The 21,602-nt window shown below is 64.7% G+C and carries 19 protein-coding genes; 11 read left to right on the top strand and 8 right to left on the bottom strand.

Annotated features, from left to right (window positions below; genetic code table 11):
- Nucleotides 1-2 precede the first annotated feature (2 nt).
- Genes AB0366_RS16185 through AB0366_RS16170 form a run of 4 tightly spaced genes read right to left on the bottom strand, consistent with a single transcriptional unit; the run spans nucleotide 3 to nucleotide 4,202 of the window.
- Nucleotides 3-887, bottom strand: a complete 885-nt coding sequence (locus tag AB0366_RS16185; RefSeq protein ID WP_121871303.1) for a carbohydrate ABC transporter permease — start codon at nucleotides 885-887, stop codon at nucleotides 3-5.
- Nucleotides 887-1,837, bottom strand: a complete 951-nt coding sequence (locus AB0366_RS16180) for a sugar ABC transporter permease (protein ID WP_121871304.1) — start codon at nucleotides 1,835-1,837, stop codon at nucleotides 887-889. Before AB0366_RS16180 ends, AB0366_RS16185 begins: the two co-directional genes overlap by 1 nt.
- On the bottom strand, nucleotides 1,834-3,192 hold the full coding sequence (locus AB0366_RS16175; RefSeq protein ID WP_366244808.1) for a sugar ABC transporter substrate-binding protein: 1,359 nt from the start codon (nucleotides 3,190-3,192) through the stop codon (nucleotides 1,834-1,836). The genes AB0366_RS16180 and AB0366_RS16175 overlap by 4 nt, the downstream gene beginning before the upstream one ends.
- On the bottom strand, nucleotides 3,183-4,202 hold the full coding sequence (locus AB0366_RS16170) for a sugar-binding domain-containing protein (protein WP_366244807.1): 1,020 nt from the start codon (nucleotides 4,200-4,202) through the stop codon (nucleotides 3,183-3,185). Before AB0366_RS16170 ends, AB0366_RS16175 begins: the two co-directional genes overlap by 10 nt.
- A gap of 116 nt (nucleotides 4,203-4,318) precedes the next feature.
- Between AB0366_RS16170 and AB0366_RS16165 the strand changes: the two genes are divergently transcribed.
- Nucleotides 4,319-5,341: an NAD(P)-dependent alcohol dehydrogenase gene (locus AB0366_RS16165; protein WP_366244954.1), complete on the top strand. Its 1,023-nt coding sequence runs from the start codon at nucleotides 4,319-4,321 to the stop codon at nucleotides 5,339-5,341.
- Entirely contained in the window at nucleotides 5,338-6,813 is a 1,476-nt protein-coding gene (locus AB0366_RS16160; RefSeq protein WP_366244806.1) for a mannitol dehydrogenase family protein, read from the top strand. Before AB0366_RS16165 ends, AB0366_RS16160 begins: the two co-directional genes overlap by 4 nt.
- Here the strand turns inward: AB0366_RS16160 and AB0366_RS16155 are convergent.
- From AB0366_RS16155 to ugpC, 3 genes are all read right to left on the bottom strand, one after another.
- Nucleotides 6,797-7,462, bottom strand: coding sequence for a TrkA family potassium uptake protein (locus tag AB0366_RS16155; protein ID WP_121871308.1), 666 nt, complete (start codon nucleotides 7,460-7,462; stop codon nucleotides 6,797-6,799). The two genes, AB0366_RS16160 and AB0366_RS16155, sit on opposite strands and share 17 nt — an antisense overlap.
- Nucleotides 7,455-8,756 (bottom strand): potassium transporter TrkG, encoded by a 1,302-nt coding sequence (locus tag AB0366_RS16150; RefSeq protein ID WP_366244953.1) that lies wholly within the window; start codon nucleotides 8,754-8,756, stop codon nucleotides 7,455-7,457. The genes AB0366_RS16155 and AB0366_RS16150 overlap by 8 nt, the downstream gene beginning before the upstream one ends.
- A gap of 197 nt (nucleotides 8,757-8,953) precedes the next feature.
- The gene (gene ugpC / locus AB0366_RS16145) at nucleotides 8,954-10,033 is read right to left on the bottom strand and encodes a sn-glycerol-3-phosphate ABC transporter ATP-binding protein UgpC (RefSeq protein ID WP_366244805.1); all 1,080 of its coding nucleotides are present in this window, start codon (nucleotides 10,031-10,033) and stop codon (nucleotides 8,954-8,956) included.
- Between the two features lie 148 nt (nucleotides 10,034-10,181).
- Between ugpC and AB0366_RS16140 the strand changes: the two genes are divergently transcribed.
- Nucleotides 10,182-11,006, top strand: a complete 825-nt coding sequence (locus AB0366_RS16140) for an NAD(P)-dependent oxidoreductase (protein ID WP_366244804.1) — start codon at nucleotides 10,182-10,184, stop codon at nucleotides 11,004-11,006.
- Between the two features lie 81 nt (nucleotides 11,007-11,087).
- On the opposite strand, the gene AB0366_RS16135 is transcribed toward AB0366_RS16140, so the two are convergent.
- Nucleotides 11,088-12,257 (bottom strand): hypothetical protein, encoded by a 1,170-nt coding sequence (locus AB0366_RS16135; RefSeq protein WP_366244803.1) that lies wholly within the window; start codon nucleotides 12,255-12,257, stop codon nucleotides 11,088-11,090.
- 53 nt (nucleotides 12,258-12,310) lie between these two features.
- On the opposite strand from AB0366_RS16135, the gene AB0366_RS16130 reads away from it, so the two are divergent.
- From AB0366_RS16130 to AB0366_RS16095, 8 genes are all read left to right on the top strand, one after another.
- Nucleotides 12,311-13,327: a hypothetical protein gene (locus tag AB0366_RS16130; RefSeq protein ID WP_366244802.1), complete on the top strand. Its 1,017-nt coding sequence runs from the start codon at nucleotides 12,311-12,313 to the stop codon at nucleotides 13,325-13,327.
- A 185-nt stretch (nucleotides 13,328-13,512) separates the two neighbouring features.
- Complete coding sequence (locus AB0366_RS16125) at nucleotides 13,513-14,463, top strand: sugar ABC transporter permease (protein WP_094630578.1); 951 nt, start codon at nucleotides 13,513-13,515, stop codon at nucleotides 14,461-14,463.
- Between the two features lie 5 nt (nucleotides 14,464-14,468).
- Nucleotides 14,469-15,350 carry a carbohydrate ABC transporter permease gene (locus tag AB0366_RS16120; protein WP_037171070.1) on the top strand — a complete coding sequence of 294 codons (882 nt, stop codon included), beginning with the start codon at nucleotides 14,469-14,471 and terminating at the stop codon, nucleotides 15,348-15,350.
- Nucleotides 15,351-15,376: 26 nt separating this feature from the next.
- Complete coding sequence (locus AB0366_RS16115) at nucleotides 15,377-16,699, top strand: sugar ABC transporter substrate-binding protein (protein ID WP_259468071.1); 1,323 nt, start codon at nucleotides 15,377-15,379, stop codon at nucleotides 16,697-16,699.
- A gap of 13 nt (nucleotides 16,700-16,712) precedes the next feature.
- The gene (locus tag AB0366_RS16110; protein WP_366244801.1) at nucleotides 16,713-17,873 is read left to right on the top strand and encodes an enolase C-terminal domain-like protein; all 1,161 of its coding nucleotides are present in this window, start codon (nucleotides 16,713-16,715) and stop codon (nucleotides 17,871-17,873) included.
- A gap of 45 nt (nucleotides 17,874-17,918) precedes the next feature.
- Nucleotides 17,919-18,734 (top strand): IclR family transcriptional regulator, encoded by an 816-nt coding sequence (locus AB0366_RS16105; RefSeq protein ID WP_366244800.1) that lies wholly within the window; start codon nucleotides 17,919-17,921, stop codon nucleotides 18,732-18,734.
- A 203-nt stretch (nucleotides 18,735-18,937) separates the two neighbouring features.
- Nucleotides 18,938-20,536, top strand: coding sequence for an aldehyde dehydrogenase (NADP(+)) (locus AB0366_RS16100; RefSeq protein ID WP_366244799.1), 1,599 nt, complete (start codon nucleotides 18,938-18,940; stop codon nucleotides 20,534-20,536).
- A gap of 33 nt (nucleotides 20,537-20,569) precedes the next feature.
- Nucleotides 20,570-21,496, top strand: a complete 927-nt coding sequence (locus AB0366_RS16095; protein ID WP_366244798.1) for a 5-dehydro-4-deoxyglucarate dehydratase — start codon at nucleotides 20,570-20,572, stop codon at nucleotides 21,494-21,496.
- The last annotated feature ends 106 nt before the right edge of the window (nucleotides 21,497-21,602 follow it).

Here is a 21,602-nt window from a genome sequence, read left to right as displayed (position 1 = left end):
TCCTATTTGATGGCGCCGAAGGACAGGCCGCGCACGAGCTTGTTCTGCGCGAACCATCCGGCAAGGACGACGGGGAGTGCTGCGAACGTCGCAGCGGCGGACAGCTGGGCCCAGTACAGACCCTGGCCGGTGATGAATCCGACGAGGTACACCGGAATCGTCTGGGCCTGAACGGCAGTGAGGTTGACGGCGAAGAAGAACTCGTTCCACGAGAAGATCACGCAGATCAACGACGTCGCCGCGATGCCGGGCGAGACGAGCGGCAGGATCACCTCGCGTACCGAGGTCCACAGCGAAGCACCGTCCATGCTGGCGGCTTCGAGTAGTTCCGCCGGCACCTCCATGAAGAACGAGCGCATCATCCACACGGCGATAGGAAGATTCATCGCGGTGTAGAGAACCACCAACGCCCAGATGTTGTCGAGCATGCCGATGTCACCGACGATGACGTACAGCGGAACGATGACGGCCACGACGGGCAGCATCTTGGTGGAGATGAAGAAGAACAGCACGTCCTGGGTCTTCTTGACCGGCCGCAGTGACAGCGCGAAGGCCGCCGGAACACCGAGCAGCAGAACGAGAATGGTCGAGACGATCGTCGCGAACGCCGAGTTCAGCAGGGTGGTGCCGATGCCGCTCTCGAGTACACCTCGATACTGATCGAGGGTGGGGGTGAAGATCAGCTTCGGCGGGTTGGAGTAGGCGTCGGCCTCCTGCTTGAATCCGGTGATCACCATCCAGAGCACCGGGAAGAAGAAGGCGATGCCGGCCACCCAAGCGACGAACGACCAGACCGTGCCCGGGCCCCACTTGCTCTTCTTGCGAATCTCCTGGCCGTCGGAGGTGTGCGGGACGGCCTTCTTCTTGCTCGTAGTTGCCGTGCTCATCACGCCGCCTCCTCGTTTGCGCTGAAGCTCTTGAAGATCAATCTCAGCGCCAGGGTGCTGAGGACGATGGTTGCCACCACGGTGACGACACCCATGGCCGCGGCCTGACCGATGTCGAAGCCGAGGAAGGCACGTTGGTAGATGTAGAACGGCAGGTTCGCCGACGCGACTCCTGGTCCACCGGAGGTCATCATGTAGACGGCGTCGAAGGTGTTGACGAGGTAGATCGCGCCGAGGACGGTGCCCAGTTCGATGAACCGGCGCAGGTGCGGCAACGTCAACTCGCGGAAGAGCTTGAACGGGCCTGCCCCGTCGACACGTGCGGCCTCGGCGATGTCCTTGGGCATGGACTGCAGTCCGGCGAGGATCAGTAGCATCATGAACGGCGTCCACTGCCAGACGAGGTTCGTCATGACCGCGGCCAGTGGGAACCGCGACACCCAGTCGATCTCGCCGACTCCGAACGGACTCAGCGCGAAGTTGATCAGACCGAAGACGGGATCGAACATCGTCGTCTTCCAGATCAGCGCACCGGCCACCGGGGTGACGAGGAACGGGGTGATGAGCAGCGTGCGAATAAGACTGCGTCCGATGAACTTTCGATCGAGCAGCAACGCGAGGGCCAGACCCAGGACGACCGAGATGATCACCGTTCCGACGATCATGATCACGGTGTTCATCGCGACCTCACGGAACTGACTGTCGCGGAACACATCCACGTAGTTGTTCAGACCGTTGAACTCACGCGAACCCGGACGAACGAGGTTCCAGGACTGCGTCGAGTAGTACAGCGTGAACAGGAACGGGATCTGGGTGACGATGATGGCGAACACCAACGCCGGCAACAGTGGTCCGCGTCGACGCCAGCCCTCGGCCTTGGAGATCGTTCTCGGTCTCGGTACGAACTTCTCCGGTTCGGCCGGAGCCGTCCGTTCTTCGGTGGTGGTCATCCCTGGTCCTCCTGATACGTCTTGCCGACCACTTCGGCGTATTGCTGCGCTTGGTCGAGCGCGTCGTCGACGCTGATCTGTCCGGCGATTGCGGCACTGATCTGTTGGCTGACCCGGGTACCGAGGTCCTGGAACTCCGGAATGGTCAGGAACTGGACTCCGGTGTACGGAACCGGATCCACGGTGGGATCGTTCGGGTCGGCACTGTCGATGGAGTCGAGGGTCAGCTGACCGTAGGCGGCCGACGCCTCCGCGTACTCGGGAATCTCGTAGGTCGAGAGCCGACTTCCGGGAGGCACACGCTCCCAACCGAGTTCGTTACCGACCTTGTTCAGGTACTCCTTGCTGGTCATCCACGAGACGAACTTCCACGCCTCGTCGGGAGCCTCGCTGGTCTGGGGAATGCCCAGGGCCCAGGAGTACAGCCAGCCGTTGTCGCCCTTGGCCGCCGACGGGGCCTTGGCGTAACCGATCTGTCCGACGACGTTGCTCGACGACGGGTCCTCGAGGACCGAGACGGCCGAGGTGGCGTCGTACCACATTGCGGTGTTGCCCTGCGAGAGTTGCGTTCCGCACTCGCTGAAGCCACTGGTGGCCGCGCCGGCCTGACCGTGCTCGCGCACGGTGTCGACGTAGAACTGCACGGCTTCACGTACCTCGGGGCTGTTCAACTGAGCGTTCCAGTTCTCGTCGTACCAGCGGCCGCCGAATGCGTTGATGACGGTGTTCAGCGGCGCGAGCACCTCACCCCAACCGGGCTTGCCACGCAGGCAGATTCCGGAGAGGCCGGGGCTGTCGAGTGCTGCCGCAGCATCGGCCACCTGCTGCCAGGTGGGCTCGGCCGGCATGTCGATACCGGCCTGCTCCATCAGATCCTTGCGGTACATCAGGAACGACGACTCACCGTAGAACGGCACCGAGTACATGCTGCCCTCGTACGACAGAGACTCCTTCAACGTCGGGATGAAGTCGTCCTCGTCGTACCCCGGTGTGGCATCCGCGTACTCGGAAAGGTTGGTCAGCCAACCGTTCTCGGCCCACTGCGGGGTCTCGAAGTTGCTGATCATCACCACGTCGAATTCACCGCCGCCGGTCGCGACCGAGGCCGTGATCTTGGCACGGGCCTCGTTCTCCGACAGCGATACGAACTTCAGGTTGATGCCCGGGTTCTCCGCCTCGAACTCCGGAGCAAGCGAGATGGCATCGGACATCTGCGAATTCGAGACGATCGCGACGGTGATCGTCGTCCCGTCACCGTCACCACCGAACGAGCCGGCACCGGCACATCCGGACACCACCAAGGTCGTCGCGAGCGAGGTCGCGACAACCACTTTCGGTAGAACTTTCACTGGCATACCTTTCCATTCGACGCTGATGTGGATCGATCGACGAGCCAACGCGCACTTTCGATGTCGGTGACCAAGATCGACGCCAGACCACCGCGCAGTGCACCGAGCAGCGCTTCGTGTTTTCGTTTTCCACCGGTGACGAGCACGGCCCGATCGCAGGCCCTGATGGCATCGAGTCCCACCGACACGGTTCGGCCGGGGAGCGATCCACCGGTGTCCTTGCCGTCGGCGTCGTAGAACCGGCCGCCGATCTCACCGACCGCACCGAGCCGGCGGAGTTCGTCGAGCACCTCGAGGTCGATGAAACTGCCCTCGAACAACGTGGTGGACGTGGAAACGGGACCGATGCCGTACATCATCACATCGGCATCGGTCCCGGCCTTGAGGGCGCGCGAGATCACGGAATCCTGCTCCAACGCAACGACAGTCGCCTGATCGGCATACAGCGGTGCGTTGAGCCTGATGGGTGTCGCCTGCAGGTATGCAGCGCACCGCCCGAGCGTGTACTCGACGCCGGTCTGGTAGTCGGCCGAGGTGATGGAACCGTCGAGTTGCACCACCGCAGCGCATTTGGTGGATCGCGTCTTCAGCGAACTCGCCACCGCGACCGTCTCGGGTCCCCAGGTGAAGCCCAGAACATCCTGATCCTTCAGCCGACGAGAGAGCAGCGTTGCCGCCGCGCGCCCCAGGGATCCGTAGCCGGCATCCGTGCCGTCGATGACGTCCGAGACGACGAGCACCTCGGTCAATCCGTACTGCGCCTCGAGTTCGCGCTCGAGGTCGGCATGCACGGTGCCCTGCAGATCGTCGGGGACATTGATCTCGATCGTCACCAGCCCCTGCGTGCGGGCCCGTGCGACGAGCCGTCCTGCGGTCGGGCGCGAGACGCCGAGCTTCACGGCGATCTCGGCCTGAGTCGCGCCTTCGAGGTGATACATGGTTGCGGCGCGCAGAGCCAGGCGCAGGTCCTCGCCGGACCGCGCAGACTTCGCCCCGCCGGGCTCCGTTCCGTCCATGACGCCTCCCTGACCAGTGAGCAAATGCTCAGCTCGTGTTCATCTGCTCACTAAGCTAACATTAAGGTGTGATCTACACAACACCCCCTCGCCACCAGCGACCAGTGCCACAGTCCATGCAGGCCAGCGTCCTGACCGGAGTGCAGGAGATACGACTCGAAGAACGACCCGTCCCCGCGCCCGCGCACGACGAGGTCCTCGTGCAGGTCACGGCAGTCGGGGTCTGTGGTTCCGACGCGCATTACTACCGCGAGGGACACATCGGCGACTACGTCGTCGACGGCCCGCTCGTACTCGGACACGAAGCGGCGGGCGTCATCGTGGCCGTGGGCTCCGAGGTCTCCGACACTCGCGTCGGACAGCGCGTGTCCATCGAGCCGCAGCGCCCCGATCCCACCAGCGCGCCGTCCCGCGCAGGCCGCTACAACCTGTGCCCCGCCATGGAGTTCTTCGCGACGCCGCCCATCGACGGTGCGCTCGCGGAGTACGTGCTGATTCAATCGACCTTCGCTCACGACGTCCCCGACGACATCTCCGACGAGGCCGCAGCTCTCTTCGAGCCGCTGTCGGTCGGCATCGCGTCGGCCCAGAAGGCACGCATCTCCGCGGGCTCGAGTGTGCTCATCGCGGGAGCGGGCCCGGTCGGGCTCGTCACCGCGCAGGTCGCGCGCGCATTCGGAGCCACCGAGGTGATCGTCACCGACATCGACGCTTCCCGCCGCGCCAACGCAGAGAAGTTCGGCGCGACGCGCGTACTCGACCCCGCCGCCGAGGACGTGCGCGCACTGACGGTCGACGCCTTCATCGACGCATCCGGTGCGGCCCGAGCCGTGGTCGACGGCATCCACGCGGTGCGCCCCGCTGGGACGGTCGTCCTCGTCGGCATGGGCGGATCGGACTACCCGTTGCCGATCTCGCGGATCCAGAACCGAGAATTGCTGCTCACCGGCGTCTTTCGCTACGCCAACACATGGCCGATCGCACGCGCGCTGGTGGCGTCGGGCATGGTGGATCTCGACGCGATGGTGACGGCGCGTTTCGGACTCGATGGCGTCGAGGATGCATTGAACGCCGACAGGCAACCCGGAAGCATCAAAGCCGTAGTCATTCCAGGACTTTCGAAGGAGAACAACGCATGAAGTTGAACTCGCAGAACCTCGCCGACTTCATCGAGGACGTCGCAGTTCCGACGTACGACCGATCCGAGGTGACGGTGGGCATCGTGCATTTCGGTGTCGGCGGCTTCCATCGCGCTCACCAGGCGATGTACGTCGACCGCCTGCTGCAGCAAGGACAGGCGCTGGACTGGGGAATCTGCGGCGTCGGGGTACTACCCGGTGACCGGCGAATGAACGACGTCATGCACGCACAGGACTGCCTGTACACGTTGGCGCTCAAGCATTCCGACGGCACGTGGGACACCCGCGTCATCGGTTCCATCGTCGAGTACCTCTTCGCGCCGGACGACGCCGAAGCCGTGATCGAGAAGATGGCCGCCGACACGACGAAGATCGTCTCGCTCACCATCACCGAGGGTGGTTACAACTTCTCCGCGACGACGGGCGAGTTCGACGCGGACAATCCGGCGATCGTCGCCGACCTCGCCGACGGCGCAGTGCCCGCAACGACATTCGGGCTCGTCATCGAGGCTCTGGCTCGACGCAAGGACCGCGGCATGATGCCGTTCACCATCATGTCCTGCGACAACATCGAGGGCAACGGCCATATGGCGCAATCGACGTTCACGACGTTCGCGCGCCTCAAGGATCCGGCGTTGGCCGACTGGATCCAAGCGGAAGGCGCGTTCCCCAATTCGATGGTCGATCGCATCACGCCGGTCACGACACCGGAAGTGACCGAACAGCTTTCGCTGCGATACGCCATCGACGATCAGTGGCCCGTCGCGGGCGAGCCGTTCACGCAGTGGGTGCTGGAGGACAACTTCACCCTGGGACGTCCGCCGCTGGAAGAGGTGGGCGTGCAGGTGGTCGAGGATGTCACCCCCTACGAGTTGATGAAGCTGCGGTTGCTCAATGCCAGCCACCAGGCGCTCGCGTACTTCGGCTATCTCAGTGGCTATCGCCTCGTCCACGAGGTGTGCCAGGATTCGCTGTTCTCCGAGTTCCTGCTCGCCTACATGGACGAGGAGGCGACCCCGACGCTGCAGCCGGTCCCCGGCATTGATCTGACCGACTACAAGCGGACGTTGATAGAGCGGTTCTCCAACCCCGAGATCCGCGATACCGTCGCCCGCCTGTGTGCCGAGTCCTCGGATCGAATTCCCAAGTGGCTCTTGCCTGTCATCCGCAAGAACCTCGAGACCGGCGGTGAGATCGCCCGCTCCACCGCGGTGGTGGCCAGTTGGGCTCGCTACGCCGAGGCCGTCGACGAATCCGGCGAGCCCATCGAGATCGTCGACCAGCTGAAGGACTCACTGGTGCCGATCGCGCAGAGTCAGCGCGAGAATCCCACGGCGTTCATCGCCAACCGCGCAGTGTTCGGGGATCTCATCGACAACGAGCGCTTCGTCGCCGAGTACACGAAACAACTGGCGTCTCTGCAGGAGCAGGGCGCGCGGGCGACGCTGGAATCACTCAGGTCGACTCACTGAATCGTTCGGCGTCTCGAACCTGACCGGAGACGATGACGGTATCGCCTGCGCCGATCACCGTGTCGGCCGTGGCGTAGGTGAATCCCTCACCCTGACGCTTGACCGCGACGACAGTGACACGATGTTTGGTACGTATTCCGCTCTCGCCCAACTTCTTTCCGATGATGGAGGTGGGCGGAGAGGTCTTGATCATGGCGAAACCGTCGTCGAATTCGATGTAGTCCATCATCCGGCCGCGGACCAGGTGGGCGACGCGCTTGCCCATGTCGTGCTCGGGCCTGACCACATGGTGCACGCCGATCTGGGTGAGAATCTTGGCGTGTGCGTTGCTGATCGCCTTGGCCCAGATGTTGGACACCGACAGGTTGATCAACGCGGATGCGGTCAACAGACTCGCCTCGAGATCGGATCCGATGCCCACGACTGCGCGGTCGTACTCGTGCACCGACAGTTGTCGCAACGACTCCTCGTCGGTGGTGTCGGCCACGGCGGCGTGCGTGAGTCGGTCCGAGACACGTTGCACCACAGCCTCGTCGGTGTCGATGCCGAGGACCTCGACACCCTGGCCCATCAGTTCCAGTGCCAGCGACTTGCCGAAGCGGCCGAGGCCGAGGACGACGACGACTTCGGAGGACGGTTTCCTAGCCAATGAACGGCCTTTCCGTGGGGAGCGTGTAACGCCGACCGCGGTCGCGGGCGGCAAGGGCGCTGACCAGAGTGATGGAACCGATGCGGCCCAGGTACATCAGAACGATCAGAATGACCTGCCCCCACCCCGGCAACTGCGCGGTGATGCCCGTGGAAAGACCCACCGTGGCGAAGGCCGAGACGACCTCGAACAGCAGGACGTCGAGGTCGAAATCCGTTCCCGCCAGCAACGCGACGACCGGGAGCATGACCAGGGCGACACCGATCAGGGCCACGGTCAACGCCTGACGCTGTACTCGCGGGTCGATCCGGCGATCGAAGATGCTCACATCTCGATCGCCACGGATTTCGGCGAGGATGACGAACAGCAACAGGGCGAAGGTGGTGACCTTGATGCCGCCTGCGGTGCCGCCGCTGCCGCCACCGATGAACATGAGAACGTCGGTGACGAGCAGGGTCGCGTTGTCGACGTCGGCGTAGTCGACGCTGTTGAACCCAGCGGTGCGCGGCATGACGCCCGCGAACGTGGCGACGAGCATCTTGTCCCAGATCCCGAACTCGCCCAGGGTTCTGGACCACTCGAGCAACAGAACCAGCGCCGGTCCCACCACGAGCAGAACGCCGGTGACCGAGAGCGTCAGGCGGGTGTGCAGCGACCATTTCTGCCGGCCTCGACGCCGCCGAACGTGCCGGAACAACTCGAACAGCACCGGAAACCCGATGCCTCCCAGCACGACGGCGATCATCAGCGGAACACAGATCCACGGATCGGTGGCGAACCCGATCATGCTGTCGCTGAACAGCGCGAATCCGGCGTTGTTGAACGCCGACACGGAGTGGAAGACGCCGAGCCAGACGGCCCGGCCGGGACTCTCGCCGTACCCGATCGCGAATCGAAGCGCGAGACAGATCGCGACGACGGTCTCGATCAGCAGGCTGGTTCGGAACACTCCGATGACAACGCTGCGCACGTCGCCGAGCCCGGAGGTGCGTACCTCTGCGGCGGCATTGAGTCTGCCACGCAGTCCGATTCGGTCGGCAAGCACCAAACCGACCAACGACGCGATCGTCATGATGCCGAATCCACCGATCTGGATCAGACCGAGGATCACTCCTTGCCCGAAGCCCGACCAGTACACCGGGGTGTCCACCACGATCAGGCCCGTCAAACTGACCGCCGAGGTGGACGTGAACAACGCCTGCAGTACTCCGGCCTCACTCCCGGACTGGGTGGAGCCCGGAATCAGCAGCACGCCTGCCCCGAAGACAATGGCGAGCGCGAAGCCCGACGCCATGACCCGAACCGGCGTTGGTCGAAAGATCGCGGACCATCGCGATGCCTGGTGAGCGTCTGTCACTCGAGAAACAGTACCGGTGGGACGAGCCGCTTCGCGGCATGTGCACGGAACCTCGTAGCAGGGGTCGAGTTTCCGTGCACCTGCGCGTCAGCGCTCCCCCCACTCCCGCGCACCTGCGCGTCAGCGCTCCACTACTAGTCGACCAAACGCTCGCCGGTCACCGTGGAGAACAGGTGGGTGCGCTCGGCGGCGTAGGAGAGCGTGATCGTCGATCCGCGTTTCGGTGGGATGCGACCGTCGGCGCGGACGACGATGGGCTGACGAGTGCCGTTGATATCGGCCTGGCCGTAGACGTAGGCGTCGGCTCCGAGTTCTTCGACGACGTCGATGGTCACTTCGAGGCCCGCCCCGGTGGTGATCTGCAGGTCCTCGGGCCGCACGCCGAGTGTCACTGTGTTCTCACCGATTCCGGCGATGGCGGAGCGGGGAACCGGAACCACTTCGCCGCCGAAGCGGACGCCGCCGTCGACGAGGGGCAGCTCGAGAAGGTTCATTGCAGGCGATCCGATGAAGCCGGCGACGAAGACGTTGTTCGGATGTTCGTACATGCGCCTCGGCGAGTCACACTGTTGCAGTACACCGTCTTTGAGGACGGCCACGCGATCGCCCATGGTCATGGCCTCGACCTGATCGTGGGTGACGTACACGGTCGTCGTGGCGAGTCGACGCTGCAGCGCGGAAATCTGCGCGCGGGTCTGTACCCGGAGTTTGGCGTCGAGGTTGGACAGCGGCTCGTCCATCAGGAACACCTGGGGTTTGCGAACGATGGCGCGGCCCATGGCAACTCGCTGACGCTGACCACCGGAGAGCGCCTTGGGCTTGCGGTCGAGGAACTTGGTGAGGTCGAGGATCTTGGCAGCGTCCTCGACGCGACGCTTGATCTCGGCCTTGTCCTCACCCGCGATACGCAGGCCGAATCCCATGTTCTCGCCGACTGTCATGTGCGGGTAGAGAGCGTAGTTCTGGAAGACCATCGCGATGTCGCGATCCTTGGGCTGATGGTCGGTGACGTCCTTGCCGCCGATGGTGATGGCTCCCTTGTCGACTTCTTCGAGACCGGCGAGCATCCGCAGCGACGTCGACTTTCCGCAGCCGGACGGGCCGACGAGGACGAGGAATTCACCGTCCTGGATGTCGAGATCGAGTTGGTCGACGGCAGCTTTGTCGCCGCCGGGAAAGAGTTTGGTGACGCCCTGGAATGCGACGGTGGCCATGATGGTGGTCCCTTCACCGGCAGGAACGTGCCGGACGATCCGAGTGAGGTTCACATATATGAATGAATGCCAGAATGCTGACTTCGTTTAGAAGTATGTACTACTGTGATGCCCATTACAAGGTTTCCATCGAAGGAGTTCGAGAAGAATGACCGACACCGTTTCACGAGTGCTCATCACCGGAGCCGCAGGCAACATGGGCGCGATGCTCCGGCCGCTACTGGCGGCTCCCGGCCGCACGCTGCGCCTGTTCGATATCGCCGAGATCAGTGACATCGATTCTGCTACCGAGGAATTCGTGCAGGGATCGGTCACCGATCGCGCCGCCGTGGCCGCTGCAGTGGACGGTGTCGACGCGATTCTGCACCTCGGCGGATTGAGCACCGAGGACTCGTGGGCCAACATCCTGTCCGTCAACGTCGACGGCACTCAGGCTGTGTTCGAGGCCGCGGTGACGCACGGAGTCACCCGCGTGGTGGTGGCGTCGAGCAATCACGCGGTCGGCTTCTGGACGCACGACGAGGCGGGCGGCGAACCGCTTCCGGGGGACGCCGCTCCACGACCCGACGGCTTCTACGGGTGGAGCAAGGCCGCAGTGGAAGCCCTGGGCCGGATGTACCACGACCGCTTCGGCATCGACGTCGTCAATCTCCGTATCGGCTCGAGCTTCGACGCGCCGCCGAACTACCGTGGCCTGGCCACCTGGATGTCGCCTGCCGATACTGCCCGGCTGATCGAGGCGTCACTGTCGGACAGCGCCAAGGGTTTTCACACCGTGTGGGGCATCTCGAAGAACTCGCGCGCGTGGTGGTCCGGCAGCGAGGGTGCGGAGATCGGATACCTGCCTCGCGACGACGCGGAACAGTTCGCCGAGCAGTTCCTGGCCGAGCACGAGTGGACGTTCTCCGACCCGATCCTGCAGCGAGTCGGCGGAGCGTTCTGCGATCACCCGCTCGGCCAACGAATGCGGTGATGCACGTTCAGCTCCACTCGACCACCCCAACTGCGGGATTCCGCGCCGAGGCCGGTCGAGTGGAGCACCCGTTGCAGACCCCTACGAATACGTTGTGACGATCGACCCCAACGCATCGAGCTGGGGTCGATTGACGAGACCGAGGTGATAGAGGTGCAGCTCGTTCGCCCCGGCGTCGACCGTCGCAGCCACGTGCGCGGCCACCTCGTCGAGCTTCTTCGGCGGCAGTACCGATACATAGGCACCCACATCCACCCCGTCGCCGACGGCAGCGCGGGTGGCCTCGACCACCGACACGGTCTCGGCCGTCGCAGGCCAGGCCGAGACGAGTACCGCGTCGACATCGGCCGGTGCGGCAGCGGTCAGCGCAGGCGAGGGGCCCGTCTTCCACGGCTCGGGATGACCGTGCAACGTCACGCGTGCCGACGGTGCCTGGTCACGCACGGCGGCAAGCACTTCGCCGCGAAGGTGATCGGCGTCGGCGTGACGGACCGCCACCACCGCATCGATCTCGTCGGCGTCCAACACGTCCGTGATGGCCGCACCTGCAGGCAGGGTTCCGGCCGACAGCGCGTCGACGCCGTCGCGCAGCTTCTGCGTCACCTTCGCCGAGTCGACCCCTCGCTCGCTCCACGCGTCGAGCTCGCGCTGCGTGCAGCTGATCGACATCAGGGTGTCGCCGATTCCAGGGAACGCGCCGTCCGTCTTCTCGTGTGGTCCGACATGCGCGAAACCGAGCTGTCCGCAGGCCTCGACGGACACGCCGTGTACCTCGACGCCGCGTATCGCCTCGGCGGCGAGCGTCGCGCAGTACCGAACGATGTCGGGATGCCCTGGAGCGAGCGCATAGCGATAGGCGTCTCCGAAACAGTTGACGACGGTCGCGTCGGGATGGGTGTGGCCGAGAATTGTGCTGTGCGTCAGTACGATCCAGGCGTTCACCAGAAATCCGGCGTCGAGCAGGAAGGCCGCCGCCTCGCCGAACGCGTCCTGGGCCCCGCCCCAGTCGGCCGTTTTCGCTGTGATCGCGTGGCCGGCCCAGGCCTCGGGACGCACCGGCCGGTACAGCGCGGCGTGATGGGCGTCGACCACCTTGTGCTGCGGGTGCAGCGGAGTTGCCGCCCTGGTGGAGTGATAGGTCGCGGCGAGCGAGATCTCGCGCACCCCGAGCCTGCGGGCGCGCTCGACGAAGTGAGGATCACCGAGTACGTCCCAGGGATAGGCGTGCGCGACGATGCGGTCGACGGTCATAGGGGTCATCCTTCGATGGCTGATTTGTTCGATAGAGAGAACTGAGTTCACACATGGGAACACAATTCGAGCCCGGCTGTCCACGATTCGCCCGTCGCGCAGCGATAGGGAAGGCCCTCGGAGTCACCGAAACCCCACCGCCCCCGCAGGTGACACGCGGTCGCAGGTGGATACGTGACGGCGTCCGCGGAGTGGAACTGACCTGGAACGACACGTCCGCGTGGCTGCTGACGCCCCCGGCAGCAGAGCACCCACTGCCCGCGATCCTGCTCATGCACGGCCACGACGGGATGAAGCTCTACGGCAAGGAGAAGGTGGCCGACGGTCCCGACGGCATCGCGCCCGGCATCGCCGCACTGCGCGAGCACGGGTACGACGGCGGTGCGCCCGCAGTCGGCCTGGTGGCAGCGGGTTTCGCGGTCCTGATCCACGACGTGTTCCCGTGGGGCTCCCGCCGGGTGCCGTGGGAGCAGCTTCCCGAGCGGGCTCGCCGGGCCGGAGCACACCTGGACGGACTGGAGCGATACGAGGCGGCCGCCCGCGAGCACGAGCACGGCCTGGCGAAAGTGGCTGCGCTGCAGAGCAGCTCGCTTGCAGGCCGGATACTGACCGAAGATCTTACGGCGCTGCATGTGCTACGCGCCTGCGCCGAGGTGGACCCCGATCGCATCGCCACCGCCGGATTCTCCGGCGGCGGAGCCCGCGTCGCACATCTACTGGCCTGCAGCGACCGACTGCGAGCCGGGGTGATCACCGCCTCGATGAGCACGTACGCCGACATCGCCGACGGTCGTGCGGACGACACCAGCTGGCTGATGATCACACCGGGCATGCCCGCGGTCTGCGACTGGCCGCAGATCGCGGGCTCGGCCGCCCCGACTCCACTGCTGGTCCAATTCGCCGAGCAGGACTCACATTTCGGCACGGCAGGCATGCGCGACGCCGAGGCATCACTGCATCGCGACTACAGAGACTCGAAATGCCTTTCAACTCAATGGTATTCGGAGCCGCACCGCTTCACGACGGCGATGCAGGACGCCGCAGCGAGCTGGTTGAGGCTGCACGTGTGACCGGCCATGCTTGACAGCGCTTGTGACTGCCGTCATAGTTGGTCCAGAAATTCACATAGCAGACGACAGTTCAGATATGTGAACAGCACAGACTTTCCACAGCCCGGCTCCTCAGGGCCGGAAGAACCCGCCAGACCCACTCGCCGGCTCCCCGATCCGGCCCCGAACGCTTCGGAGCGTCCCCCATGGTCACCACCACACCACCCCGGTCGGGAGGCACCCGTGCGCAGAGCTCGGCCGTCCCTCCCGTCCGGCCGAAACGCAAGCGCCGCATCTCGGCCCCGTACATTCTGATCGCACCGGTCGTCATCCTGCTCGCCGTGTTCATCTTCTACCCGGTCGGCAGTGTCTTCTACTACAGCCTGCAGTTCTACAACCCGACGACGCCGTGGGACAACGGCTTCGCCGGCCTCGAGAACTTCAAGTTGATGTTCGCCGACGACCTGTTCTGGAACAGCCTGCTCGTCACCGCCAAGTGGGTCGGCGTTCAGGTCGTGTTCCAGCTGATCCTCGGCCTCGGACTGGCTCTGCTGGTCAACGAGGTCTTCCGTGGACGCGGACTGGCCCGAGCCCTGGTGTTCTCTCCCTGGGCCGTCTCCGGTGTGCTCACCACCGGTATCTGGCTGCTGATCTACAACCCGTCGACCGGGTTGTTCAAACTACTCGGAGACATGGGCATCGGCGACGGCACCGCCGCACCGATCGCAGATCCGGACACCGCGTTCTGGGCCACCAGCGTCGCCGAGCTCTGGCGCGGTGTTCCGTTCTTCGCCATTCTCATCCTCGCCGAACTGCAGAGTGCACCCAAGGACCTGTACGAGGCAGCGAACGTGGACGGTGCGAACCGCTGGCAGCGCTTCCGATTTGTGACACTGCCGCACCTGAAGGCCGTGATCATCCTGTCGACCCTGCTGCGCGGGGTCTGGGAGTTCAACAACGTCGATCTTCTGTACACCCTCACCGCAGGCGGACCGGCCGACGTCACCACGACGTTGCCGCTCTACGTCTCTCAGCTCGCCACCACCGCGCAGGACTTCGGATACGGATCGGCTCTGACCACCGTGGCCTTCGTCATCCTGCTGTTCTGCTCGATCCTCTACTTGCGCCTCAGCAAATTCAACAGCGATAAGGCCTGACGCACATGACCACTACCGCAGATCGTCCCGTCGTGACCACGCCGCCGCAGGACCACTCCGAGAAGGTGCGCGTGCATCGCACCAAGCCCCGCGTGTTCAGCGTCGGCCTTCCGTTGGCCGTCTACCTGCTCTTCACCCTCGTCCCGTTCTACTGGATGATCGTCTTCGCATTCCGGCCCGCCGGTTCCAATTCGATGCTCCCCTGGCCCATCACGCTCGACCATTTCGACACCGTCTGGAACACACTCGGTTTCAGCTTCTTCTTCAAGAACAGCCTCATCGTGGCCGGCCTGTCTCTCGTGCTCACCACCTTCGTTGCACTGGCGACCGGCTATGCGTTGGCACGCTTCAAGTTCCGCGCCAAGATACCCCTGGTGATGGCCCTGCTGTGCAGCCAGTTCGTGCCCGGTGCGATGCTGCTCATCCCGCTGTTCCAGGTGTTCCGCGAGATGGGACTGGTGAACAACCTGTTCGGCCTCATCGTCGCCGACACCGTTTTCCAACTGCCGCTGGCGGCAATGTTGATGGCCGGCTTCATCTCTCAGATTCCCGTGGAACTCGAGGAGGCCGCGATGGTCGACGGCTGCTCGCGCCTGAAGGCCTTCCGCATCATCATGCTGCCGCTGCTGCGCCCCGGCCTGATCGCCGTCGGTTCCTTCGCGTTCATCGGCAGTTGGAACAACTTCCTGTTCGGCCTGATGTTCATCAGCAGCCAGGACAAGTTCACCCTCCCAGTCGGATTGAGCTACACGATCGGTTCCTACAACGTCGACTTCGGCGTCCTCGCGGCCGGCGGTCTGATCGCCGCGGTACCGGTGGTCGCTGTGTTCGCCGTCATCCAGAAGTACCTCGTCCAGGGCCTCAGCGCCGGCGCGGTCAAGGGCTGATCATGACGCACGGAAAGAGAATCGACATGAATCGACGCACCCTGCTGCGCACCACCCTCGTCGGCGCGGTCGCGACGCTGGTGCTGGCATCCTGCAGTTCCGAGACCTCACTGCCCGACGGTGAACTCGGAGATCCGAACAGTGGCACCCTCACCTTCTGGGACAACAATGCCGGACCGGATCGAACCCCGTTGTACGAGGAACTGATTCGACGCTTCGAGGAGGTCAATCCCGGCATCGACATCCAGTACGTCGGGCTACCATCCGACAGTGCTCAGCAGAAGTATCAGACGGCTCTCGCCGGTGGGTCGGCACCCGATCTGGGGATCGTGTCCACCGCATATCTGGCGCCTCTCGTCGCGCAGGATGCCGTCATTCCGCTCGACGACTTCATGGCGTCCTCTCCGCAGCGCGGCGAGTACGACCCGAAGATCATCGAGTCGGCGATGGAGTCCGGTGGCGGTGAGAACCTGTACGGTCTGCCGTTCACCAGCAACAACGCGACGCTGTGGTATCGGGCGGATTGGTTCGACGAGGCCGGCATCGAGCCTCCGGAGACGTGGGACGAATTCTACGACGCTGCAGACGAACTGACCGACAAGTCCGATGGCCGCTACGGGTTCACCATCCGAGGCGGTGCCGGTTCGATCTACCCGTTGCTGCAGCACATGTTCGCCACCACCGGCATCGACAACTTCTTCGACGGCAGCGAATCCACCGTCAACCGGCCCGAGATGGTGCAGGCCATCGAACGTTTCGCCGCCCTGTACGACGTGGACACCCCCACCGCCGACGTCAACAACGGCTTCCCGCAGATGGTCGCCAGCTTCGGCGGTGGCTCGGTGGCGATGATGCAGCACAACCTCGGATCGTTGAGCAATCACCGTAAGGCGCTCGGCGACAACGTCGGTGCCGTCGCACTGCCCCGCGCGGACAACGGTGTCCGTACGGTGATGACGGACCCGTTCCCGTCCTACACGGTGTTCAAGAGCAGCAAGCATCAGGCTGCGGCCTGGAAGTTCCTCGAGTTCATGACCTCGCCGGAATCGCAGGCCTACTGGAACGAGAACGTGGGTCAGATTCCGGTCAACGCCGCCGCTCGCTCCGCTCCCGCCTTCCAGGCGATGCCGTCGGTGCAAGCTGCTCAGGCCGCCCTCGACGATCCGGAGACGGTGCTGGTCACCCCACCGGACTACCTGCCGGATTTCGGCAAGATCGTTCAGGTTCAGATGCTGGGCCAGTGGCAGAAGGTCCTCATCGGGCAACTCAGCGCTCAGGACTTTGCCGACGACTTCGCCGAGAAGCTCGACCGCTCCAAGGCCAAATACGATGCCCGACAGGGTAAATAGGGGATTCACAGCCATGTCCAGCGTCATCACCGAGGTTGCCGTCCAGGTCTTCAAGACCGAGGCGCGCACCGCCGTCGATTCCTACGGGCATCGACACCCCGGACCGTCCGTCCCGACCACCCAGGCACTGTTGCGCATCACCGATTCCGACGGCGTCAGCGGCTACGTCCTGGGCAAGCCCAACTACCTGCGCGAAGACCAAGTGGAGCAACACTTCCGACCGGTCATGATCGGCACCGACCCGTTGCACCGCGAGGAGATGGACCGCAAGTTCGCGATCCGACAGCGCACCAGAGCCGTCGAGCTCCCCGAGCACACCTGCAGCTACCTCGATCAGGCACTGTGGGATCTGGCGGGCAACCGGTTCGACACCCCGGTGTGGAAGCTGCTCGGCGGGGCCCGCAGCGAGGTCAAGGCCTACGCGAGCACCATGTGTGGAGACACCATCGAGGGCGGACTGTCGAGCCCACAGGAGTACGCGGATTTCGCTGTGGCGCTGAAGAATCAGGGCTACCAGGGAATCAAACTGCACACCTGGATGCCGCCGCTCGAAGGGGCACCGAGCCTCACCAGGGACATCGAGGCCTGCGCCGCGGTGCGAGATGCCGTCGGGCCCGGGTTCTCGTTGATGCTCGACGGCTATCACTGGTACTCGCGTAGCGATGCGCTCAAGCTCGGCCGCGAACTGGACGCGCTGAAGTTCGATTGGTTCGAGGAGCCGATGGACGAGTTCTCGATGCGCTCGTACAAATGGCTGGCGAATCAGATCGACACTCCGGTGATCGGCCCGGAGACCACTCCCGGTCGGCATCGTTCGCGGGCGGACTGGATCGCCGACGAGGCATGCGACATCCTGCGTGTCGGCGCGATGAACGGCGGCGGCATCACGCCTGCACTCAAGACGGTGCACATGGCCGACGGGTTCGGGCTCGAGTGCGAGATCCACGGCAACGGTGCGCCCAATCTGGCGCTCGTCGGCGGTGCCCCCAACATCCAGTGGTACGAGCGCGGCCTGCTGCATCCGCTGGTGGACTACGACTGGGTGCCCCCACACCTGAAGTCCATCGTCGACCCGATCGACGCGAACGGAATGGTGCAGATGCCGACCTGTCCGGGCCTGGGCGAGGACATCGACCTCGAGTACATCTCGAACAATCTGATCGCCGAGTACTGATGGCCGTCGACAATATCGGTGTCCGCGTATGAAACATCGTTCATCATGAGGGACACTGTCTTCATGGTGAACGATGTCACGGCCACAGCTGCGCCGGATAGTCAGCCGGTGAAGTCGGCCGAACGCACGATCCACATCCTCGAGACCCTGGCGGCGTCCCCCACGCGTATGAGTCTCGGCGAGCTCCAGGAGGCCTGCGGGTACCCACGGTCGAGTCTGCACGCCCTGCTCCGGACGCTCAAGGACCTGCGCTGGATCGAGGCCGACGAGTCCGGCTCGCGGTACGGCATCGGCACCCACGCCCTGCTCACCGGCACGTCCTACCTCGACAAGGACTCCGTCGTCGGCCGAGCCGCGGCAGTGCTCGAAACACTGCGCTCCGATGTGCGGCACACCGTGCACTTCGCCAGACGCGACGAGGACTGCGTCATCTACCTCGCCAGCCGCGGTTCCAAGCTCGAGGTGCGTCGCATGCACCGCGTCGGACGCAAGTTGCCGTGCCACGTCACCGCCCTCGGGCAAGCACTGCTCGCCGAGCTGACGACCGACGAGGTGACGACGCTACTTCCGAAGAAGCTCGAGCGATACACCGCGAACACCATCGTCGACCGAGATGCCCTCATCGCCGAACTCGCTCAGGTGCGCAGGCGCGGCTGGTCGCTCGAGCAGGAGCAGGGCACCGTCGGCGTCGTGTGCATCGCGACCGTCGTGCCGTATCGGATCCCCGCTACCGATGCGCTGAGCGTTTCGATGCCGGCCGAGGTCGCCTCCTACCCCGGCGAACTGGAACGTATCGCCGGGGTGCTCACCGAACACGCCGCCGCCTGGGCACGAGAACTGCGCGCCGAGGGAGTTCGCTGACGCGCAGTGGATGCGCTTATGTGCCGCCTGGGGCACACAACCACACCACTGCCTCAGGCACTTAACGATACCTATATTGGATCGACAACAGCATATTTTGACTTGGACATGAATCAATCGGCCTCCTAACGTAGTGGCTACGGGCCAGCTCACACCCTGGCGTCACAGCAAGCACCGCACTACAGCCCGAGGAGTCACCCCCAATGACAGCGTCGACGACACAGTCCACCAACCTCACCGGCCGGATGATCATCGCCGGCGTCCCGGTGTTCGGTACAGGAACGCACATTCACGGAATAGACCCCAGCACCGGCGAAAACCTCGAACCCGCCTACGGGCACGGAGACAACGCCGACGTCGACAAGGCCTGTGCGGCAGCGGCCGAAGCGTTCGCCGACTACCGAGCCACTTCCTCGGAGACCCGAGCTCAGTTCCTCGAGACCATCGCAGACAACATCGCCGCTCTCGGCGACACTCTGATCGCGCGCACCGTCGCCGAGTCGGGCCTGCCGCTGGCCCGCATCACCGGCGAAGTCGGCCGCACCACCGGACAACTGCGCCTGTTCGCTTCCGTTCTGCGCGAGGGTAGTTGGAACGGTGCCCGCATCGACCCGGCACAGCCCGAGCGCACACCACTCCCCCGCGCCGACATCCGCCAACGGCAGATCCCGTTGGGCCCGGTCGCAGTGTTCGGAGCCAGCAACTTCCCGCTCGCCTTCTCCGTCGCCGGCGGCGACACCGCTTCCGCCCTCGCGGCCGGATGCCCCGTAGTGGTCAAAGCACACGATGCCCATCCGGGAACGTCCGAGCTGGTCGGTCGAGCCATCGCCGACGCCATCGCGTCCACCGGAATGCCCTCGGGCACATTCTCTCTGCTGTTCGGCTCCGGTCGCGGACTCGGTACCGCGCTGGTCACCGATCCGCGCATCAAGGCCGTAGGATTCACCGGATCGCGTTCGGGTGGAACGGCTCTCGTCGCCGCCGCAGCCGGTCGCCGTGAGCCCATCCCGGTGTACGCGGAGATGAGTTCCATCAACCCCGTGTTCGTCATGGACGGAGCTCTCGCCACCCGCGGTGCCGAACTCGGCCGCGCGTTCGTCGCCTCGTTGACGATGGGCTCGGGCCAGTTCTGCACCAACCCCGGCCTCGTCATCGCAGCGGACGGTCCGGGGCTGCAGTCCTTCACCGACGCAGCGAGCGCCGCGGTACAGCAGTCCTCGCCCACCACGATGCTGACCCCGAACATCGCGTCCAGCTACGCCGACGGCGTCACCACCCTGTCCGACGCGGTGACCGTGGTTGCGCGAGGATCGGATTCCGACGCCCCGAACGCCTGTCGCGCCGCACTGTTCGGTACCGATGCCGATACGTTCCTCACCTCCGAGGCTGCTCAGGCCGAGGTGTTCGGTGCCTCGAGTCTCATCGTTCGTTGCACAGACGCTCAGCAGGTACGCGACGTTGCCGCACTGTTGGAAGGCCAGCTCACCGCCACGGTTCACGCCGACGAGTCCGATCACGCCGAGGCAGGCAAGCTCCTCTCGGTTCTCGAACTCAAGGCCGGCCGCATCCTCTTCGACGGATGGCCCACCGGCGTCGAGGTCGGCCACGCAATGGTGCACGGCGGCCCCTTCCCCGCCACCTCCAACTCCCGCACCACCTCGGTCGGATCGCTCGCAATCGAGCGCTTCCTGCGTCCCGTGTCGTACCAGGACGTGCCGACATCGTTGCTGCCCAGCGCAATTGCCGACGGCAACCCCGACAGGATCTTCCGCCGCATCGACGGCCAGCTCATCCAAGACTGATTCACCCACACCTAGTTCAACGAGGAGACCCCCATGCTCGACGGAGTCCTGTTCTTCCCCGTCACCCCGTTCACCGCCGCCGGTGAGGTCGACTACGACCTACTCGCCGCCCACATCGCGAAGGGTGTCGACGCCGGGCCGGGTGGAGTGTTCGTCGCCTGCGGCACAGGCGAATTCCATGCTCTCGAAGGCGAAGAGTTCGGCAGGATCGTGCGTACCGCAGTCGAGGTCGTCGCGGGTCGCGTGCCCGTGTACGCCGGTGCGGGCGGATCCGTTGCGCAGGCAAAGGCGTTCGCCGCGAGTGCGAAGACCAACGGAGCCGACGGCATCCTCCTGCTCCCTCCCTACCTGGTGACGATGCCGCAGGCCGGTCTGGTCAACTACACCAAGGCCGTGGCCGCCGCGTCCGATCTGCCGTTGATCGTCTACAACCGCGGCAACGCCCGCTTCACCGAGGACTCGGCCGTCGAGGTAGCGCAGCTGCCCACCGTTGTCGGATTCAAGGACGGCACAGGAGATCTCGATCAGGTCGGCCGCATCGTCCGCGCGGTGCTGGACGCCCTGGAAACGTCGGGCAAGCCCTTTCAGTTCTTCAACGGCCTGCCTACGGCGGAGGTCTCGCAGCAGGCGTACCGAGCCATCGGTGTCACGCTGTACTCCTCGGCGACCTTCGCCTTCGCGCCCGAGCTGGCACTGGCGTTCTACCGCTCGCTCGACAGCGGCAACGACGAGCTCACAGCCGCACTGCTTCGAGAGTTCTTCCACCCGCTGGTTCGTCTGCGCGACAAGGTCCCCGGTTACGCCGTCTCACTCATCAAGGCGGGCGTGACGATGGAGGGCATCGAGGCAGGCCCCGTTCGCCCACCGCTGGTGGACATCAGCGCCCCGCACCTCGAGGAGCTGACCGCCATCGTCGCGGCCGGTCGCGCCGTGTTGGCCGACGAGCTCGCGGTGCGCTGATGAGTTGATGGCCCCGCGAGCACGTGGCAGCACCGACACTGCCCAGCACCACGTCCAGGCTCGACGCTAAGCTCTCCCGAGGTCGTGGGGATCTGCGCGAGGAGTT

The organism is Rhodococcus sp. NPDC076796, from assembly GCF_040702765.1.
Classification (GTDB): Bacteria; Actinomycetota; Actinomycetes; order Mycobacteriales; family Mycobacteriaceae; genus Rhodococcoides.
The sequence above is the reverse complement of the archived record's forward strand: the minus strand, read 5'-3'. Positions and strand labels throughout refer to the sequence as shown.

What these genes read in the sequence shown, in the direction of transcription:
- AB0366_RS16140 (WP_366244804.1), top strand. Translation starts at nt 10,182, where the DNA reads ATGACCGACACCGTTTCACGAGTGCTCATCACCGGAGCCGCAGGCAAC.
- AB0366_RS16160 (WP_366244806.1), top strand. Translation starts at nt 5,338, where the DNA reads ATGAAGTTGAACTCGCAGAACCTCGCCGACTTCATCGAGGACGTCGCA.
- AB0366_RS16115 (WP_259468071.1), top strand. Translation starts at nt 15,377, where the DNA reads ATGAATCGACGCACCCTGCTGCGCACCACCCTCGTCGGCGCGGTCGCG.
- AB0366_RS16125 (WP_094630578.1), top strand. Translation starts at nt 13,513, where the DNA reads ATGGTCACCACCACACCACCCCGGTCGGGAGGCACCCGTGCGCAGAGC.
- AB0366_RS16110 (WP_366244801.1), top strand. Translation starts at nt 16,713, where the DNA reads ATGTCCAGCGTCATCACCGAGGTTGCCGTCCAGGTCTTCAAGACCGAG.
- AB0366_RS16180 (WP_121871304.1), bottom strand. Translation starts at nt 1,837, where the DNA reads ATGACCACCACCGAAGAACGGACGGCTCCGGCCGAACCGGAGAAGTTC.
- AB0366_RS16130 (WP_366244802.1), top strand. Translation starts at nt 12,311, where the DNA reads ATGGGAACACAATTCGAGCCCGGCTGTCCACGATTCGCCCGTCGCGCA.
- AB0366_RS16135 (WP_366244803.1), bottom strand. Translation starts at nt 12,257, where the DNA reads ATGACCGTCGACCGCATCGTCGCGCACGCCTATCCCTGGGACGTACTC.
- AB0366_RS16185 (WP_121871303.1), bottom strand. Translation starts at nt 887, where the DNA reads ATGAGCACGGCAACTACGAGCAAGAAGAAGGCCGTCCCGCACACCTCC.
- AB0366_RS16095 (WP_366244798.1), top strand. Translation starts at nt 20,570, where the DNA reads ATGCTCGACGGAGTCCTGTTCTTCCCCGTCACCCCGTTCACCGCCGCC.
- AB0366_RS16170 (WP_366244807.1), bottom strand. Translation starts at nt 4,202, where the DNA reads ATGGACGGAACGGAGCCCGGCGGGGCGAAGTCTGCGCGGTCCGGCGAG.
- AB0366_RS16105 (WP_366244800.1), top strand. Translation starts at nt 17,919, where the DNA reads ATGAGGGACACTGTCTTCATGGTGAACGATGTCACGGCCACAGCTGCG.
- AB0366_RS16175 (WP_366244808.1), bottom strand. Translation starts at nt 3,192, where the DNA reads ATGCCAGTGAAAGTTCTACCGAAAGTGGTTGTCGCGACCTCGCTCGCG.
- AB0366_RS16150 (WP_366244953.1), bottom strand. Translation starts at nt 8,756, where the DNA reads ATGGCGTCGGGCTTCGCGCTCGCCATTGTCTTCGGGGCAGGCGTGCTG.
- AB0366_RS16165 (WP_366244954.1), top strand. Translation starts at nt 4,319, where the DNA reads ATGCAGGCCAGCGTCCTGACCGGAGTGCAGGAGATACGACTCGAAGAA.
- AB0366_RS16100 (WP_366244799.1), top strand. Translation starts at nt 18,938, where the DNA reads ATGACAGCGTCGACGACACAGTCCACCAACCTCACCGGCCGGATGATC.
- ugpC (WP_366244805.1), bottom strand. Translation starts at nt 10,033, where the DNA reads ATGGCCACCGTCGCATTCCAGGGCGTCACCAAACTCTTTCCCGGCGGC.
- AB0366_RS16120 (WP_037171070.1), top strand. Translation starts at nt 14,469, where the DNA reads ATGACCACTACCGCAGATCGTCCCGTCGTGACCACGCCGCCGCAGGAC.